Origin of the sequence: Lysobacter sp. GX 14042 (genome assembly GCF_021390425.1) — a bacterium.
In the GTDB taxonomy this organism is placed as follows: Bacteria; Pseudomonadota; Gammaproteobacteria; order Xanthomonadales; family Xanthomonadaceae; genus Novilysobacter.
Genome location: NZ_JAJUWY010000001.1, coordinates 563,640 through 579,387, shown reverse-complemented (window position 1 = coordinate 579,387; position 15,748 = coordinate 563,640). Strand labels below are relative to the sequence as shown.

General features: G+C 70.3%; 13 protein-coding genes. 7 read left to right on the top strand and 6 right to left on the bottom strand.

Going from position 1 to position 15,748, the window contains the following annotated elements; translation table 11 throughout:
• Positions 1 to 2: 2 nt before the first annotated feature.
• The 4 genes from LY625_RS02740 to LY625_RS02725 all read left to right on the top strand — a co-directional run bounded on the left by LY625_RS02740 (position 3) and on the right by LY625_RS02725 (position 2,251).
• Complete coding sequence (locus tag LY625_RS02740; RefSeq protein WP_233737454.1) at positions 3 to 608, top strand: rhomboid family intramembrane serine protease; 606 nt, start codon at positions 3 to 5, stop codon at positions 606 to 608.
• Between the two features lie 74 nt (positions 609 to 682).
• The gene (locus tag LY625_RS02735; protein ID WP_233737453.1) at positions 683 to 955 is read left to right on the top strand and encodes a hypothetical protein; all 273 of its coding nucleotides are present in this window, start codon (positions 683 to 685) and stop codon (positions 953 to 955) included.
• Between the two features lie 10 nt (positions 956 to 965).
• On the top strand, positions 966 to 1,280 hold the full coding sequence (locus LY625_RS02730; protein WP_233737452.1) for a GNAT family N-acetyltransferase: 315 nt from the start codon (positions 966 to 968) through the stop codon (positions 1,278 to 1,280).
• Between the two features lie 71 nt (positions 1,281 to 1,351).
• A complete protein-coding gene (locus LY625_RS02725; RefSeq protein ID WP_233737451.1) occupies positions 1,352 to 2,251 on the top strand; it encodes an RsiV family protein in 900 nt (299 codons plus the stop codon).
• 78 nt (positions 2,252 to 2,329) lie between these two features.
• Here LY625_RS02725 and LY625_RS02720 read toward each other — a convergent pair whose 3' ends face one another.
• From LY625_RS02720 to LY625_RS02705, 4 genes are all read right to left on the bottom strand, one after another.
• A complete protein-coding gene (locus LY625_RS02720) occupies positions 2,330 to 4,552 on the bottom strand; it encodes a M3 family metallopeptidase (RefSeq protein ID WP_233737450.1) in 2,223 nt (740 codons plus the stop codon).
• Between the two features lie 124 nt (positions 4,553 to 4,676).
• On the bottom strand, positions 4,677 to 7,031 hold the full coding sequence (locus LY625_RS02715) for a Tex family protein (protein ID WP_233737449.1): 2,355 nt from the start codon (positions 7,029 to 7,031) through the stop codon (positions 4,677 to 4,679).
• Between the two features lie 83 nt (positions 7,032 to 7,114).
• Entirely contained in the window at positions 7,115 to 7,924 is an 810-nt protein-coding gene (locus LY625_RS02710) for a ferredoxin--NADP reductase (protein WP_233737448.1), read from the bottom strand.
• 79 nt (positions 7,925 to 8,003) lie between these two features.
• The gene (locus tag LY625_RS02705) at positions 8,004 to 9,677 is read right to left on the bottom strand and encodes an AarF/UbiB family protein (RefSeq protein ID WP_343223453.1); all 1,674 of its coding nucleotides are present in this window, start codon (positions 9,675 to 9,677) and stop codon (positions 8,004 to 8,006) included.
• A gap of 169 nt (positions 9,678 to 9,846) precedes the next feature.
• Between LY625_RS02705 and LY625_RS02700 the strand changes: the two genes are divergently transcribed.
• From LY625_RS02700 to LY625_RS02690, 3 genes are all read left to right on the top strand, one after another.
• Entirely contained in the window at positions 9,847 to 10,401 is a 555-nt protein-coding gene (locus LY625_RS02700) for a DUF488 domain-containing protein (RefSeq protein WP_233737447.1), read from the top strand.
• Between the two features lie 217 nt (positions 10,402 to 10,618).
• A complete protein-coding gene (locus LY625_RS02695; protein WP_233737572.1) occupies positions 10,619 to 12,100 on the top strand; it encodes a SulP family inorganic anion transporter in 1,482 nt (493 codons plus the stop codon).
• Between the two features lie 10 nt (positions 12,101 to 12,110).
• The gene (locus LY625_RS02690; protein WP_233737446.1) at positions 12,111 to 12,983 is read left to right on the top strand and encodes a universal stress protein; all 873 of its coding nucleotides are present in this window, start codon (positions 12,111 to 12,113) and stop codon (positions 12,981 to 12,983) included.
• A 3-nt stretch (positions 12,984 to 12,986) separates the two neighbouring features.
• Here LY625_RS02690 and LY625_RS02685 read toward each other — a convergent pair whose 3' ends face one another.
• Both LY625_RS02685 and LY625_RS02680 read right to left on the bottom strand, forming a co-directional pair.
• Positions 12,987 to 13,691, bottom strand: a complete 705-nt coding sequence (locus LY625_RS02685) for a BON domain-containing protein (RefSeq protein WP_233737445.1) — start codon at positions 13,689 to 13,691, stop codon at positions 12,987 to 12,989.
• Positions 13,692 to 13,758: 67 nt separating this feature from the next.
• Positions 13,759 to 15,648: an ABC transporter ATP-binding protein gene (locus tag LY625_RS02680; RefSeq protein ID WP_233737444.1), complete on the bottom strand. Its 1,890-nt coding sequence runs from the start codon at positions 15,646 to 15,648 to the stop codon at positions 13,759 to 13,761.
• Positions 15,649 to 15,748: the final 100 nt, after the last annotated feature.

The window sequence follows — 15,748 nt, the reverse complement described above, 5'->3', positions numbered from 1 at the left end:
CGATGCTGACCCTCGTGCTCATCGCGGTGACAGTGCTGGTCTCCTGGCAGGCCTGGCAGCGCCCGCGGCTGCTGGAGCGGCTGATCCTGTGGCCGCCGGCGATCGACCGCCAGCGCCAGTACGACCGCCTGCTGACCCACGGCTTCATCCACGCCGACTGGCAGCACCTGCTGTTCAACATGATCACGCTGTTCTTCTTCGGCCGTTTCGCCGAGCAGCTGGTGACGGCGATGATCGGCCCGGTCGGCTTCGTGCTGTTCTACCTGTCGGCGATCGTGATCGCGATCCTGCCGACCTGGCTGCGCCACCGGCACGACGCGCGCTACCGTAGCCTCGGTGCCTCCGGTGCGGTGTCGGCAGTGCTGTTCGCCTTCATCCTGTTCAACCCATGGCAGCTGATCTTCGTGTTCTTCCTGCCGGTGCCGGCGATCCTGTACGGCGTGTTCTACGTCGGATATTCGTTCTGGATGGACCGGCAGGGCACCGACAACGTCAACCACAGTGCCCACCTGTCGGGGGCCATCTACGGCGTGCTGTTCATGCTGCTGATGGAGCCGCGGATCGGCGCCCATTTCCTGCGCGAGTTGGCGCGCCCCTCGTTCGGCTGAGCGGCCCCGGTGCTCACCGGGAATGAATGCCGCCGGTGATATCGAATGGCCGACCCACCACAGGAGGCGCGTACATGAGCAACCAGGGCGAGAACAGCGGCCAGGGGAAGACGATCACCCCGGAACAGGCGATGGCCAACACCCGTGAACTGCTGCAGCGCAAACAGGAAGACGCGCAGCAGGCCCGCGCCGTGCAGCCCGACCAGCCGGGCGATCCCGGTTTCCAGTCGGACCAGGCCAGGGTGAAGGCCCAGGAGTTGCACGAGGGCGAGGCACGGCTGCAGGGCACCCACGGCAGCATCAGCACCACCGACCGGCACAACCAGGGCCGGCGCGACAGCCGCTGAGGACGACAGCATGGCACCCGACGAAAGGGTTTCCGACGAGATCGTGGCCGGCGAGCTCACTGTCGAGCACGAGCCGGCCAACCAGCGCCTGGTGACTCGCGTCGGCGGGCACGAGGCCTGGCTGGATTACCGGCTGCAGGACAACGTGATGGTGATCACCCACACCCTGGTCCCGAGCGAAGTCAGCGGCCGCGGCATTGCCGGCCGGCTGGTGGCCGAGGCGTTCGAACAGGCCCGCCGGTTCGGCTGGCTGGTCAGCCCGCAGTGCTCGTACGCGGCGGCCTGGGCCGAGCGCCACGGCGAGGTGGCCGACCTGGTGCTCTGAGGGTCGGCACGCCTGCATCCGTGCATCACGCAGGCGCCGATAAGGTCCCTCGCAACAGGAGGGACCACCCGATGACGAAACCCCGGATGAGCTACTTGGCGCTGGTGACCGGCGCCGCCCTGGCAATGGCCGTGGCCGGCTGCAGCCGGGATGATCCGGGGACCGCGGTGGACAGCCGGAGCACGGACATGCCGCCACCCGCGGCGGATCCCGTTCCCGCCGGGCCGGTGGCGCTGGCGGAAGTCAGCGAAGCCACTCCGGACTACATGATCGGCATCAGTTATCCGGAGTCGGCGGAGCGCTACCCGGGCGTGGCCGCAGCGATGAAGGCGTATGCCGATGCGGCCCGCGCCGAGCTGATGGAGGCGGTCGCCGGGCGTCGCCAGCTTGCCGGCCCGGGTGACCCGCCGCCCATGTACGACCTGTCGCTGGCGTTCTCCGAACTGCTGGTCACGCCCGCCGTGGCCGCCTATGCCGCCGACGGCAGTACCTATACCGGCGGTGCGCACGGCATGCCGCTGGTCGCGCGGTTCGTCTGGCTGCCGCAGCAGCAGCGCATGCTCACCGCCGAACGGCTGGTGCCCACCCCCGCGGGCTGGGCCGACATCGCCGGTTACATACGCGGCCAGCTGCACGAGGCGCTCCCGGCGCGGGTGGACGCGACCGGGCTGGAGGCCGAAGACCGCCAGCAGCTGCTGCGTACCGGGGCCCGGATGATCGACGAGGGGACGGCGCCCGAGGCCGGCAACTTCGACCAGTTCGAGCCCCTCGCCGGCGCCGGCGGCCGATTGTCGGGGCTGCGCTTCATCTTTCCGCCCTACCAGGTGGCGCCGTACTCGGAGGGGGTGCTGCAGGTCGACGTGCCCGCCCCGGTGCTGTTGCCGGTGGTGGCGCCCGAGCTGCGCAACCTGTTCGAGGGCGGGCTGGGCAGCGATGTACCCGGTGCGGAAGCGGTGACCGACCCCGGCTGAGGCGGCCTCCGGGTCGTTGCCATGAAAAAGGCCGCCCGGATTGCTCCGGGCGGCCTTCGTCCACTGCTGCGGCAGACCTCAGCCCTGCGGCGGCACCGGCTCCTGCGCCTGGCCGCCCGGGACGGCCGAGTCGTCGGAAACCGGCGCGTCCAGGCCACGGCGGACCAGCAGCGGCTGGATTTCCGGCTCGTGCCCGGCGAAGTCGCGGAACAGCTGCAGCGCGTCCTTGCTGCCGCCGCGCGACAGCAGGGTCTGGCGGAAGCGGTCGCCGTTGGCGCGGGTCAGGCCACCGTTCTCCTCGATCCAGGCGACGGTGTTGGCGTCCAGCACCTCCGACCAGATGTAGGCGTAGTAGCCGGCCGCGTAGCCGCCCATGATGTGGCTGAAGTACGGGGTCCGGTAGCGCGGCGGGACCGCCGCGTAGTCGGTGCCGTTGTCCTTCAGCGCCTTCGCCTCGAACGCCATCACGCCGTCGGCGGCGGGGATCTGGTCGGCGTCGAGCCGGTGCCAGCTCTGGTCGAGCATCGCCGCGCCCAGGTACTCGGTGGTGGCGAAGCCCTGGTTGAACTTGGCGGTCTCGACCACCTTGTCCAGCAGCTCCTTCGGCATCGCCTCGCCGGTCTTGTAGTGCTTGGCGTAGTTGGCGAGCACTTCCGGCCAGTCGGCCCACATCTCGTTGACCTGGGACGGGAACTCGACGAAGTCGCGCGGCACGCTGGTGCCGCTGAAATACGGGTACTTCACGTCGGAGAACATGCCGTGCAGGGCGTGGCCGAACTCGTGGAACGCAGTGGTGACCTCGTCCCAGGTCAGCAGGGTCGGGCCGCTGGAGGGCTTGGTGATGTTGAGGTGGTTGGCGACGATCGGCAGGTCGCCGGTCAGTTCGGACTGGTCGACGTAGGAGTTCATCCACGCCCCGCCGCGCTTGGACGGTCGCGCGTAGGGATCGAACAGGAACATCGCCAGCTGGCTGCCGTCCTCGTCGAATACGTCGTAGACCAGCACGTCCGGGTTGTAGACCGGCAGGTCGGTGCGCTGCTTGAAGCTCAGGCCGTAGAGCTTGCCCGCGGCGTAGAACACACCGTCCTCGAGCACGCTCTTCATCTCGAAGTACGGCTTGAGCTGGCTTTCGTCGAAGTTGTACTGGTCGGCGCGGACCTTTTCGGTGTAGTACGCCCAGTCCCATGGCTCGAGCTTGAAGCTGGGCTCGCCCTTGGCGGCCTGCTCGCGGTCGATCATCGCCTGCAGGGTGGCGCCCTCGCTGCGGGCGTTGGCGACCGCGGCCGGGGCCAGCTGGTCGAGCATCGCGCTCACCGCCTCGGGGGTGCCGGCGGTCTCGTCGGCCAGCACGTAGGCGGCGTAGGTCGGGTAGCCGAGCATCTTCGCCTTCTCGGCGCGCAGCTTCAGCACCTGGGAGATGATCCCGGTGTTGTCGTACTCGTTGCCACGGCTGCCGCGGGCGACCGAGGTCTTGAAGATGCGCTCGCGCAGCTCGCGGTTCTCCAGCTGCGCCAGCGGCGGCTGGCCGGTGGTGTTGAGCAGGGCGATCCGGTACTTGCCGTCCAGGTCGTGGCTGGCGGCATCCTGGGCGGCGGCGTCGATCTGCTCATCGGTCAGACCGGCCAGTTCCTCGCGGCTGTCGACCACCACCGCCGAGTCGTTGACCTCGGCCAGCACGTTCTGGCTGAACTGCGTGCCCAGCTTCGCCAGCTCGCCGTTGATCTCCTTCAGGCGGGCCTTGTCGGCATCGGAGAGCTTGGCGCCGGCGCGCACGAAATCGGTGTGGTAGCGCTCGACCAGGCGCACGCCCTCGGCGTCCAGGCCCAGCGTGTCGCGCTGGTCGTAGAGCGCCTGGATGCGCTCGAACAGCGCCGGATTCAGGCTGATCGCATCGCGGTGTGCCGACAGCTTCGGCGCGTACTCGGCCTGGATGGCCTTCTTGGCGTCGTTGTTCTCGACCCCGGCCAGGCTGAAGAAGACCGTGGACACGCGGCCCAGCAGCTCGCCGGACTTCTCCATCGCGATGATGGTGTTGTCGAAGCTCGCCGGCTCTTCGTTGTTGGCGATCGCCTCGATCTCGGCCAGGTGCTCGGCCATGCCGCGATCGAAGGCCGGGCCATAGTGGCTGTCCTCGATCTTGTCGAACTGCGGGTAGTGCAGCGGCAGCGGGCTTTCGGCGAACAGCGGGTTGGCTTCGTTCACGTTTTCGGTCTGCGCGGTTTCGTCCTGCGCGTCGGCGGCGCAGCCGACCAGGGAACCGGACAGGGCAATGGCAAGGGCCAGTGCGAGAGGATGCTTCATGCGGGTGTCCCGTCTTGGTGAAAAACCACCTGATCCTAACGGAACCCGGTCCCCCTCACCCCATGACTAAAGGCACCCGCGGTGCCAGCGGCCCGATCGTGCATGGCGTACTGCGCCGGACGGGTCAGTCCCGCTTCGCGCGGGCGAAGGCGGCGGCCAGGGCGTTGTTGGCGGGCGGGGCCGCCTGCCTCGGGGCGCCGGCGCCGGAGCGGCTGGCGGGGCGGCCTCCCGGACGGGGCCCCGGCCGATCGTTGCCGGCCGCCGCCGCGGGGCGCCGCTGCCCGCCCGGCTCGTCTTCCAGGCGCCGGGTCAGGGCGATGCGCTTGCGGGCCACGTCGACCTCCAGCACCTTCACCTTGACCACGTCGCCGGCCTTGACCACCTCGCGCGGGTCCTTGACGTAGCGGTCGGCCAGCGCGGAGATGTGCACCAGGCCGTCCTGGTGGACGCCGATGTCGACGAACGCGCCGAATGCGGCCACGTTGCTCACCACGCCCTCCAGCACCATCCCGGGCCGCAGGTCCCGGATGTCCTCGACCCCTTCGGCAAAGGTCGCGGCCTTGAATTCCGGGCGCGGGTCGCGGCCGGGTTTCTCCAGCTCGCCCAGGATGTCGCGCACCGTCGGCACGCCGAAACTGTCGTCGGTGAAGTCTTCCGGCCGCAGGCCGCGCAGCCAGGTGGCGTCGCCGATGAGCTGGCCGACGCCGCGGCCACTGGCCTTCACGATCCGCTCCACCACCGGATAGGCCTCCGGGTGGACCGCTGACGCATCCAGCGGCTGCTCGCCGTCGCGGATGCGCAGGAAGCCGGCGCACTGCTCGAAGGTGCGGGCGCCCAGCCGCGGGACGTCCAGCAATCCCTTGCGGCTGCGGAACGGACCGTTGGCGTCGCGGTGCACGACGATGTTGCCGGCCACCGTCGCCGACAGTCCGGCCACGCGCGAGAGCAGGGCGGCCGACGCGGTGTTCACGTCCACCCCGACCGCGTTGACGCAGTCCTCGACCCGGGCATCCAGCGTGCGCGCCAGGCGCAGCTGGTCGACGTCATGCTGGTACTGGCCGACCCCGATCGCCTTGGGCTCGATCTTGACCAGTTCGGCCAGCGGGTCCTGCAGCCGGCGGGCGATCGAGACCGCGCCGCGCAGCGACACGTCCAGCTCCGGGAACTCGCGCGCGGCGGTCTCGGAGGCCGAGTACACCGAGGCGCCGGCCTCGGAAACCACGATCTTCTGCATCTTCAGTTCCGGCAGGCCCTTGAGCAGCTCGGCGGCCAGACGGTCGGTCTCGCGGCTGGCGGTGCCGTTGCCGATCGCCACCAGCGCCACGCCGTGCTGCCGGCACAGCTTCGCCAGCACCTGCAGCGACTGGTCCCACTGGCGGCGCGGCTCGTGCGGGTAGATGGTTTCGGTGGCGACCAGCTTGCCGGTGGCATCGACCACCGCGACCTTGCAGCCGGTGCGGATGCCCGGGTCGATCCCGAGCACCGTCTTCGGACCCGCCGGGGCGGCCAGCAGCAGGTCCTTGAGGTTGTCGCCGAAGACCTCGATCGCCTCGGCTTCCGCCTTCTCGCGGGCCTGGTTGAACAGGTCGAGCATCAGGTGCAGGTGCAGGCGCGCCTTCCAGGCCAGGCGGCAGGCGGTCAGCAGCCAGGTATCCGCCGCGCGGCCGCGGTCGGCGATGCCGGCGTGGACCGCCACCCGTCCCGCCCCCTGGGCGTGCCCGGCCTCGGCATCGGTACCGGGGTCCAGGTCCAGGGTCAGGAACTCCTCGCGCCGTCCGCGCAGCAGCGCGAGCATGCGGTGCGAAGGGATCTTCGCCAGCGGTTCGGCGTGGTCGAAGTAGTCGCGGTACTTGGCACCCTCGGCCTCCTTGCCCTCGACCACCCGCGCGCGGACCTGGCCGATCTCGGCCAACCAGTCGCGCAGCCCGCCGACCAGCCCGGCATCCTCGCCCCAGCGCTCCATCAGGATCGCCCGGGCGCCTTCCAGCGCGGCCCTGGAGTCGGCGACGCCCTTTTCGGCGTCCACGAAGCCGGCGGCGAATGCCTCGGGTACCCGGGCCGGATCTTCCAGCAGGCCGTCGGCCAGCGGCTCCAGCCCGGCCTCGCGGGCGATCTGCGCGCGGGTGCGCCGCCTGGGCTTGTAGGGCAGGTAGAGGTCTTCCAGCCGCGACTTGCTGTCGGCGGCCTCGATGTCGGCGCGCAGATCGCCGGTCAGCTTGCCCTGTTCGTCGATGCTGGCCAGGATCGCCGCGCGGCGGTCCTCCAGCTCGCGCAGGTAGCCGAGCCGGGTCTCCAGGTTGCGCAGCTGGGTGTCGTCCAGGCCGCCGGTGACTTCCTTGCGGTAGCGGGCGATGAAGGGCACGGTCGCGCCTTCGTCGAGCAGTGCGATGGCGGCGGTGGCCTGCGCCGGCTGGGCGCCGATCTCCGCGGCGATGGTGCGGGCGATCTGGTCGGCGAGCAGGCGGCTGGACTCGGGCATGGCAGGGCTGCAATCAACGAGGGAGCGCGATTCTGGCCGGCGGCCGGCCGCGCGTCACGGGTTGACAGCCGTGCCGAAGCCTCCTACTTCTCGACGAACGCCCGCTCGAACACGTAGCTGCCGGGGCTGCCGATCCGCGGCGAGGCCTGGAAGCCGCGGCCGTCGAGCAGGGTGCGGAAGTCCGCCAGCATCGCCGGGCTGCCGCAGATCATCGCCCGGTCGTGCTCCGGGTCCAGCGGGTCCAGGCCCAGGTTCCGCATCATCACCCCGCTGGCCATGGCGTCGGTCAGCCGGCCGCGGTGGTCGCGGCCCTCGTGGGTGAACGGCTCGCGGGTGACCGTCGGGTAGTACATCAGCTTCCCCGCGACCAACTCGCCGAGGAACTCGTGCCGGGGCAGTTCTTCGGTGATGTAGTCGCGGTAGGCGAGGTCCTCGGCATGGCGCACGCCGTGGCAGACGACCACCCGCTCGAAGCGCTCGTAGGTCTCCGGGTCGCGGATGATCGACAGCCAGGGAGCGACGCCGGTGCCGGTGCCCAGCAGGTACAGGTTGCGGCCCGGGTGCAGGTCGGAGATCAGCAGGGTGCCGGTGGGCTTGCGCCCGACCAGGACCTTGTCGCCGGGCTTCACGTGCTGCAGCCGCGAGGTCAGCGGGCCTTCGGCCACCTTGATCGAGAAGAACTCCAGCTGTTCCTCCCAGTTGGCACTGGCCACCGAGTAGGCGCGCAGCAGCGGCTTCATCCGGCCGTCGGGCTGCTCCACCTCCAGGCCGATCATCACGAACTGGCCGTTGTCGAAGCGGAAGCCCGGGTCGCGGGTGGTGGTGAAGCTGAAGTAGGCGTCCGTCCAGTGGCGGACGTCCAGCACGGTTTCGGCACCGAAGGGGGAGGACATGGGCAGAAAGATGCAGCGGATCCAGCCGCCCATTCTATCCGACCGCGGCCACCGGGCCCGGGCCCGACCGGGCCGTGGTTCAGCGGGGGGCGCGCTGCTCGCGCGGGCGGGCGCGGCGGTCGCGCAGCAGGGCGCTGCCCACCACGTAGAGCCCCAGGCCCGCGCCGACCAGGAACAGCACCAGGGCGATCGCCGGATAGCCGAAAAGCGTCGGCCCGCTCCCGCTTCCGCCACGCATCACCAGCGCCGAGGCCATGATCAGCGCGGCGATCACCATGCCGGTGGTGATACGGTTGGCGATCTTCTGCAGGGCCTCCAGCAGTTGCGAGTCGTCCAGCCCGGCCACCCGCACCTGCATGCGGTTGTCGCCCAGCAGCGAGAGGATGTTGGAAAGCTGGCGCGGGCCCTCGCGCAGCAATTCCTGCAGTTCGATCATTTCTCCGGCCACCGCGGCGGCCGAGAAGGACCTGCGCAGGCGCTCGCGCATCACGTGCTCCAGGTGGTCGCGGACCACCGACTTGACGTCCATGGTGGGGTCCAGGGCGACCGAGACCGACTCCAGGTTGAGCAGGGTCTTGCCCAGCAGGCTGAGCTCGGGCGAGGTGCGCAGCCCGCAGGCGGTGGCGATCCGGGTCAGGTCCAGCACCAGCCGGCCCTCCGACAGCGGGTGGCCGCCGCCGGGCGTGGACTGGCGCGCGGCGTAGCGGGCCACCAGCTGGCCCACCTCGCGCATGTAGCGCTCCTCGTTGAAGTCGCCCAGGCGCGTGCCCATGGCGATGCCTTCGTTGGCGACGTCCTCGCCGCGCCCGTCCACCGCGGCGAACAGCAGCTTGAGCAGGTGGTCGCGCTGGCGCGGCGGGATGTGCGCGACCATGCCCAGGTCGAAGATCGCCAGCCGGCCCTCCGGCGTCAGCAGCAGGTTGCCGGGGTGCGGGTCGGCGTGGATCTCGCCGTGCACGAACGCCTGGTCCAGGTAGCCGCGCATCAGGGCCTCGGCCAGCCGGCCCAGCGGTTCCTCGGTCCTGCGCAGGCCACTGATCGCGGTGACCTTGGTGCCGGTGACCAGCTCCATGGTCAGCACCCGGCCCGTGGACAGGTCGCGCAACGGGACCGGCACCAGCAGCTCCGGGTAGCCGCCCAGGTGCTCGGCGAAGCGCGCCAGGTTGTCGGCCTCGGCGCGGTAGTCGAGCTCGGCCAGCAGGGTGCGGCGGAACTCGTGGATCCAGTCGGAAAAGCGCATCCGCTGGCCGATCCGGGTGGTGCTGTCGACGCGCCCGGCAATCGAGCCCAGGGCATCCAGGTCGGCGCGGATCTGGTCGTAGGCGTGCGGACGCTGCACCTTCACCGCGACCTCGCGCCCGTCGCGCAGAACCGCCCGGTGGACCTGGGCCAGGGAGGCGCAACCCAGCGGCGTGTCATCGAACTCGGTGAACACCTTGGCCAGGCGGACGCCCAGTTCCTGCTCCACCACCGCCCGCACCGTGGCGGAGTCGATCGGTCCGACGTCGTCCTGCATCCGCTCCAGCGCGGCCAGGTACTCCGGCGGCACCATGTCCGGCCGGGTCGAGAGTGCCTGGCCGATCTTGACGAAGGTCGGCCCCAGGGCCTCCAGGTCGGCGACGAACTGCTCTGGGCGGCTGTCGCCGTGGCCCTCTTCCCCGGCCTGCACGTGCAGGTCGTCCAGGTACAGCCCCTCGAACACGCCGGCCTTGCGGTACTTGAACAGGAACGCGAGGATCCGCGCGGTGCGCATCGCGCCGCCGTCGCTGGCGTGCGTGGCGCTGCGGCCCCCGTCGTTCCCCGGCGCTCCGGCGCTGCTGTCGTTCATCGGGTTCTCCAACGTGGACGTTCCACGTCATCGCCGGCAGCCTATCGGGGTCGGCGTCAAGGCGGCTTCACCCCGGCGGCGGCAGCATGGCGGCATGGAGCAGGGCACGCGGAGGATCTGGACCATCGGCCACTCGACACGGGAGTGGCCGGTCTTCACCGGCATGCTGGCGGACGCCGGCATCGAGGTGCTGGTGGACGTGCGGCGCTTCGCCGGCTCGCGGCGCAACCCGCAGTTTTCCGGCGAGACCATGGCCCACGAGCTGCCGCGTGCCGGCATCGACTACCGCCCGGTCCCGGACTTGGGCGGGCGGCGCCGGCCGGTGCCGGACAGCCCCAACGACGCCTGGCGCAACAGCAGCTTCCGCGGCTATGCCGACTACATGATGAGCGCGCGGTGGCAGGCCGCGCGCGACGGGCTGGAGGCCTTGGCCGAGCGGCGCCCGGTGGCGATCATGTGCGCCGAGGCGCTGTGGTGGCAGTGCCACCGCGGCCTGATCTCCGACGACCTCAAGGTGCGGGGCTGGCAGGTGCTGCACCTGGCCGCGCCCGGGCGTACGGACGAGCACCCGTACACCTCCGCGGCGCGGATCGTCGACGGGCGGCTGGACTACTCGGCCCCGGAGGCACCGCAAGGCTCGCTGTTCTGACCGCCCCCGGCTAGAATGATCGGCTTCGCGCGCCGGTACTCCGCCGACGCCGACCGGAACCGCGATGACCACGCCGCCCTAGCAAGCCGACCCGACCTGCCGCGTTCTGCCCCCTTGGCGGCGCCGCGCGGCAGCGGTGTGCGTGTTCCCTTCGCCATGGACGCATAGACGTCCTGAAAAGGTTTGCGCCGAGGGCGTGGGCAGGAGTCCTGTCTTGATCGATATCCAAAGGCTGCGCCAGCAATGGTTCGGCAATGTACGCGGTGACGTCCTCGCCGGGCTGGTGGTTGCGCTGGCGCTGATCCCCGAAGCCATCGCGTTCTCCATCATCGCCGGAGTCGACCCCAAGGTCGGCCTGTATGCCTCGTTCTGCATCGCGGTGGTGATCGCGTTTGCCGGCGGGCGCCCGGGGATGATCTCGGCCGCGACTGGCGCGATGGCGCTGTTGATGGTCGACCTGGTGCGCGACCACGGCCTGCAGTACCTGCTGGTGGCGACGATACTCACGGGCGTCCTGCAGGTGGCCGCGGGGCTGGCAAGGTTGCCGATGCTGATGCGCTTCGTCTCGCGCTCGGTGATCACCGGCTTCGTCAACGCGCTGGCGATCCTGATCTTCATGGCCCAGCTGCCGCAGCTGGTCGACGTGCCCTGGGCGGTCTACCCGATGACCGCGGCGGGTCTGGCGATCATCTACCTGCTGCCGCGGGTCACCCGCGCGATCCCGTCGCCGCTGGTCGCCATCGTCGTGCTCACGGCCTTCGCCATGGCCACCGGGATGCAGGTGCCGACCGTGGGCGACATGGGCGATCTGCCCGACAGCCTGCCGGTGTTCCTGCTGCCGGACGTGCCGCTGAACCTGGAAACCCTGATGGTCGTGCTGCCGGTCTCGGCGACGCTGGCCGTGGTCGGCCTGCTGGAGTCCATGCTGACCGCGCAGATCGTCGATGACCTCACCGACACCCCAAGCGACAAGAACCGGGAAGCGCGGGGCCAGGGCATCGCCAATATCGCCACCGGCTTCCTCGGCGGCATGGCCGGTTGCGCGATGATCGGGCAGTCGGTGATCAACGTGAAGTCCGGTGGGCGCGGGCGCCTGTCCGCGCTGGTCGCGGGTGTCGGGCTGCTGGTGATGGTGGTGTTCGTGGGGCCCTGGGTGGCGCGCATGCCGATGGCGGCCTTGGTGGCGGTCATGATCATGGTTTCCATCGGTACCTTCAGCTGGTCCTCGATCCGCGACCTGCGCAAGCACCCGCCCAGTTCCAGCGTCGTCATGATCGCTACCGTCGCGGTGACCGTGGCCACCCACGACCTGGCCAAGGGCGTGCTGACCGGCGTGCTGTTGTCGGCGCTGTTCTTCGCCCGCAAGGTCGGCCAGGTGCTGCACGTCGAGTCGGCCACCGTGGAAGGGGGCAGGGTGCGGCACTACGGAGTCACCGGCCAGGTGTTCTTTGCCTCGGCACAGGACTTCATCGGACGCTTCGATTTCCGCGAGGCGGTCGAGGCGGTGCGGATCGACGTGTCCAATGCCCACTTCTGGGATTTGACCGCGGTCGGCGCGCTGGACAAGGTGGTGCTGAAGTTCCGCCGCGAAGGCACCCGGGTCGAGGTAATCGGGATGAACGAGGCCAGCGCCACCCTGGTCAGCCGACTGGGTGTGCACGACAAGCCCGGCGCCGAGCGCCTGATGGGCGATCACTGAGGAGCCAGCGATGAGCGAGATCGAGACCACGAATCCGCACGGCAAGGTGCTGGCGGCGATCGACGAGTCGGTCTACACCGAGAGCGTGTGCCGGCATGCGGCCTGGGCCGCGACGCAGCTGGCGGCGCCGCTGGAACTGGTCCATGTGCTCGACCGCGGGCTCCACGGCCCGGCGGTCGACCTGACCGGCAACCTGGTGCTGGGGACCAGCGAGGCACTGCTGGCCGAACTGGCCGAACTGGACGAGAAACGCGGACGCCTCGCCCAGGAGCGCGGCCGGCTGCTGCTGGAGCAGGGGCGCAGCTTCGCGGCGCAGGGCGGGGCCGAGGCCACCGCACGGCTGCGGCACGGTGGGCTGGTCGACACCCTCTCCAGCCTGGAGCAGGAGGTGCGGCTGTTCGTCCTGGGCAAGCGCGGGGAGAATGCCGACTTCGCCAAGGGCCACCTGGGCAGCCAGATGGAACGCGTGGCACGCGCGGCGCGGCGGCCGTTGCTGGTGGCTTCGCGGGAATTCCGCCCGGTGCGCCGCGCGCTGGTCGCCTTCGACGGCAGCGAGACCACCCGCAAGGCGGTCGGCTTCGTCGCCTCCAGCCCACTGTTCAAGGGGCTCGAGTTGCAGCTGGTGATGGTCGCCGATGACGATCGTGATGCCGCGCAGCTGGATTGGGCGCGGCAGGTGCTGGCCGAGGCGGGCCGGCCGGCCGAGGCCGCGCGCATCGCCGGCGACCCCGAGGCGGTGATCAGCGAAAGGGTGTCGCAGGCCGGCGTCGACCTGCTGGTGATGGGTGCCTACGGACACTCGCGGATCCGGCAGCTGATCGTCGGCAGCACCACCACCGCGATGCTGCGCAGCTGCCGGATCCCGGTCCTGCTGGTGCGCTAGGTCTCAGGAGGAGGGACCGCGTCCCTGGTCGCGGTCCTCGCTGCGCTCGTCCACCCCGAGCGGATCGCGCAGCCGCCCGGAACTGGAAAAGCCGCTGCCGATCTGGCTTTCGCCGCCCTGGTGGTTGCCGCTGCGCACCGCCTCGCCGGGTGGGCCCAGCCAGGACTTGCCGTCGTCGACGCGGATCCGGTTGTGCAGCTCGGCGACGCCGTGCAGTTCGGCGGCGATGTCCTCGGCCAGGTGCTTCATCCGCCGCTCGGGCACCTCGCCGGTCAGGGTGACCTCGCCGTCCTCGACCTGCAGCAGGATCTGCGTCGCGTCCAGGTCGGGATGGTCGGTGAAGCGGTCGACCAGCTCGTCGGCGATGCTCTCGTCGGAGCGCCGGTAGTTGCGCGGGCCGCGTCCACGGTGGCCTCCGCTGCCGCGCGAATGGCGGTCGCTGTCGGCGTGCTGCGAACCGCCGCGCCCGTGCCCGCTCTGGGCGTGGCGGCCCTGGTCCTGCCCGTAGCCGCCGGGGCCGCGCTGGTAATCGTCGTCGTGGCTGAAGACATCGTGGCCACTCTGGCCGGGGTAGCCGAAGGTCCGGGCGCTGGAGGCGTTGCCGCTGGTACGGATGGGGCCGTTGGAGACCGAGGGCATGTCCTGGTAGCGCGGATCGGGACGCGGGCCGTGGTCACGGTCGTGGGGGCCGCGGTTGCGGTGTCGCATAGGGGAAGCTCCGCAGTGGGGGGAGTTCCGACGCTAGCGCCGGCCGCGTTAGGGTCGCGGCAAGCGCTCAGCGGTAGCCCGCCGCCTGCAGTTCGAACAGCTCGGCGTAGCGCCCGCCGCCCGCCATCAACTCCTCGTGGGTGCCGCTGGCTTCCAGCCGCCCTTCGGCCAGCACCAGGATCCGGTCGGCCATGCGCACGCTGGAGAAACGGTGCGAGATCAGCACCGCGGTACGCTGGTCGGACAGTTCGCGGAAGCGCTGGAAGACCTCGAACTCGCTGCGCGCATCCAGTGCCGCGGTCGGCTCGTCGAGGATCATCACCTGGGCATCGCGCATGTAGGCCCGGGCGATCGCGATCTTCTGCCACTGGCCACCTGACAGGTCGACACCGGTCTTGAAGCGCCGGCCGATCAGCTGGTCGTAGCCCATGGGCAGCGACTCGATCATCGCGTCGGCCATCGCCCGCTGCGCCGCCTCGCGGATGCGGACCTCGTCGTCCATGGCGTCCACCTGACCGACGCCGATGTTCTCGGCGGCGGTGAGGTGGTAGCGCACGAAGTCCTGGAAGATCACCCCGATGTTGCAGCGCAGGTCGTCCAGGTCGTACTCGCGCAGGTCGCGGCCATCCAGCAGGATCCGGCCTTCGTCGGGGTCGTACAGCCGCGCCAGCAGCTTGACCAGGGTGGTCTTGCCGGCTCCGTTCTCGCCGACCAGCGCCAGCACCTCGCCGGCGCGAAGCTCGAAGTCCAGCCCGCGCACGGCCCATTTCTCCGCGTCCGGGTAGCGGAAGCCGACGTTCTCGAAGCGGAAGCCCCGGGCGATCGGGCGCGGTACCGGCGCCGCATCCGGCGGAGAGGTGATCTCCGGTTCCACGGCGAAGAAGGAGAACAGGTCGTCCAGGTACAGCGCCTGCCCGGCCACCTGCGAGAAACCCACCAGCAGGCCCTCGAGCAGCTGGCGCAGGCGCCGGAAGCTGGAGGCGAGGAAGGTCAGGTCGCCGATGGTGAAATCGCCATGCACCGTGCGCCAGGCGATGTAGGCGTAGGCGATGTAGTAGCCCAGCGTGCCCAGCGCCGCCAAAGCCGTGCCCCACAGGGCGCGGCGCCGCGCCAGCGCCCGGTTGGCGCGGAAGAAGCGGTCGGCCAGTTCCCGGTAGCGGGCCACCAGGTAGCGGTGGAGGTTGAAGATCTTCACCTCCTTGGCGGTCTCCACGCTGGCACCCATCTGCCGCACGTACTCGAGCTGGCGCCGCTCCGGAGTCCAGGCGAAGTTGAGCGAGTACCCCAGTGCGTTGAAGTGCGACTCGCCGATGAAGGCGGGGATCAGCGCCACCGCGAGCAGGACGATCAGCCAGGGGGCGTAGACCAGCAGGCCGACCGCGAAGCTGGCCACGGTGATCATGTCCTGCACCTGGCCGAAGATCTGGCTCATCAGGTTGACCCGGCCCATGGTCTGGCGCCGGGCACGGTCCAGCCGGTCCTGTTGCTCGGGGTCCTCGAAGTCCTCCAGGTCGAGCGTGGCCGCGTGCTCCATCAGCCGCACGCTGGTGGCGTTGGTGAACAGCTCCGACAGCAGCGAGTCGCCGTAGCTGACCAGCCGCCCCAGCAGGTCGGAAACCACCGCGAGTGCCAGCTCGGCGAGCACCAGCAAGGCCAGGTGGTCGAGCACGCCGGCGGACCAGGCCTCGGCGAGGGTGTCGAAACCGACGCCGACGCCGACCAGCCGCACCACCTCGTCGATGATCAGCTTGCCGATGTACAGCGTGACCACCGGCATCAGCGCGCGGACCAGGCGCAGGCCCAGGGTGGTGATCGTCAGCCCGGGGCTGGTGGCCCAGATCTGGCGCAGGAACGGCGGCAGGTTGCGCAGGGCCTGGAAGCGCTCACGCAGGCTCGGGCGGCGTTCCGGGCGGGTAGTGGGGCTGGGGGCGTCCGCTTGGGACCGGGCATTGGGCATGGAGCGATTGTGCCGTCACGATCGACAGGCGCGGTGAAAACGGCGCGGGAACCGGGCCGGAAACGTGCGCGGCCCCGCCGGAGCGGGGCCGCGGAGGTGC

Excerpts from the sequence above, each read along its gene's own strand:
- LY625_RS02720 (WP_233737450.1), bottom strand. The coding sequence starts at position 4,552 with ATGAAGCATCCTCTCGCACTGGCCCTTGCCATTGCCCTGTCCGGTTCC.
- LY625_RS02725 (WP_233737451.1), top strand. The coding sequence starts at position 1,352 with ATGACGAAACCCCGGATGAGCTACTTGGCGCTGGTGACCGGCGCCGCC.
- LY625_RS02710 (WP_233737448.1), bottom strand. The coding sequence starts at position 7,924 with ATGTCCTCCCCCTTCGGTGCCGAAACCGTGCTGGACGTCCGCCACTGG.
- LY625_RS02715 (WP_233737449.1), bottom strand. The coding sequence starts at position 7,031 with ATGCCCGAGTCCAGCCGCCTGCTCGCCGACCAGATCGCCCGCACCATC.
- LY625_RS02680 (WP_233737444.1), bottom strand. The coding sequence starts at position 15,648 with ATGCCCAATGCCCGGTCCCAAGCGGACGCCCCCAGCCCCACTACCCGC.
- LY625_RS02685 (WP_233737445.1), bottom strand. The coding sequence starts at position 13,691 with ATGCGACACCGCAACCGCGGCCCCCACGACCGTGACCACGGCCCGCGT.
- LY625_RS02740 (WP_233737454.1), top strand. The coding sequence starts at position 3 with ATGCTGACCCTCGTGCTCATCGCGGTGACAGTGCTGGTCTCCTGGCAG.
- LY625_RS02730 (WP_233737452.1), top strand. The coding sequence starts at position 966 with ATGGCACCCGACGAAAGGGTTTCCGACGAGATCGTGGCCGGCGAGCTC.
- LY625_RS02700 (WP_233737447.1), top strand. The coding sequence starts at position 9,847 with ATGGAGCAGGGCACGCGGAGGATCTGGACCATCGGCCACTCGACACGG.
- LY625_RS02705 (WP_343223453.1), bottom strand. The coding sequence starts at position 9,677 with ATGCGCACCGCGCGGATCCTCGCGTTCCTGTTCAAGTACCGCAAGGCC.
- LY625_RS02690 (WP_233737446.1), top strand. The coding sequence starts at position 12,111 with ATGAGCGAGATCGAGACCACGAATCCGCACGGCAAGGTGCTGGCGGCG.
- LY625_RS02735 (WP_233737453.1), top strand. The coding sequence starts at position 683 with ATGAGCAACCAGGGCGAGAACAGCGGCCAGGGGAAGACGATCACCCCG.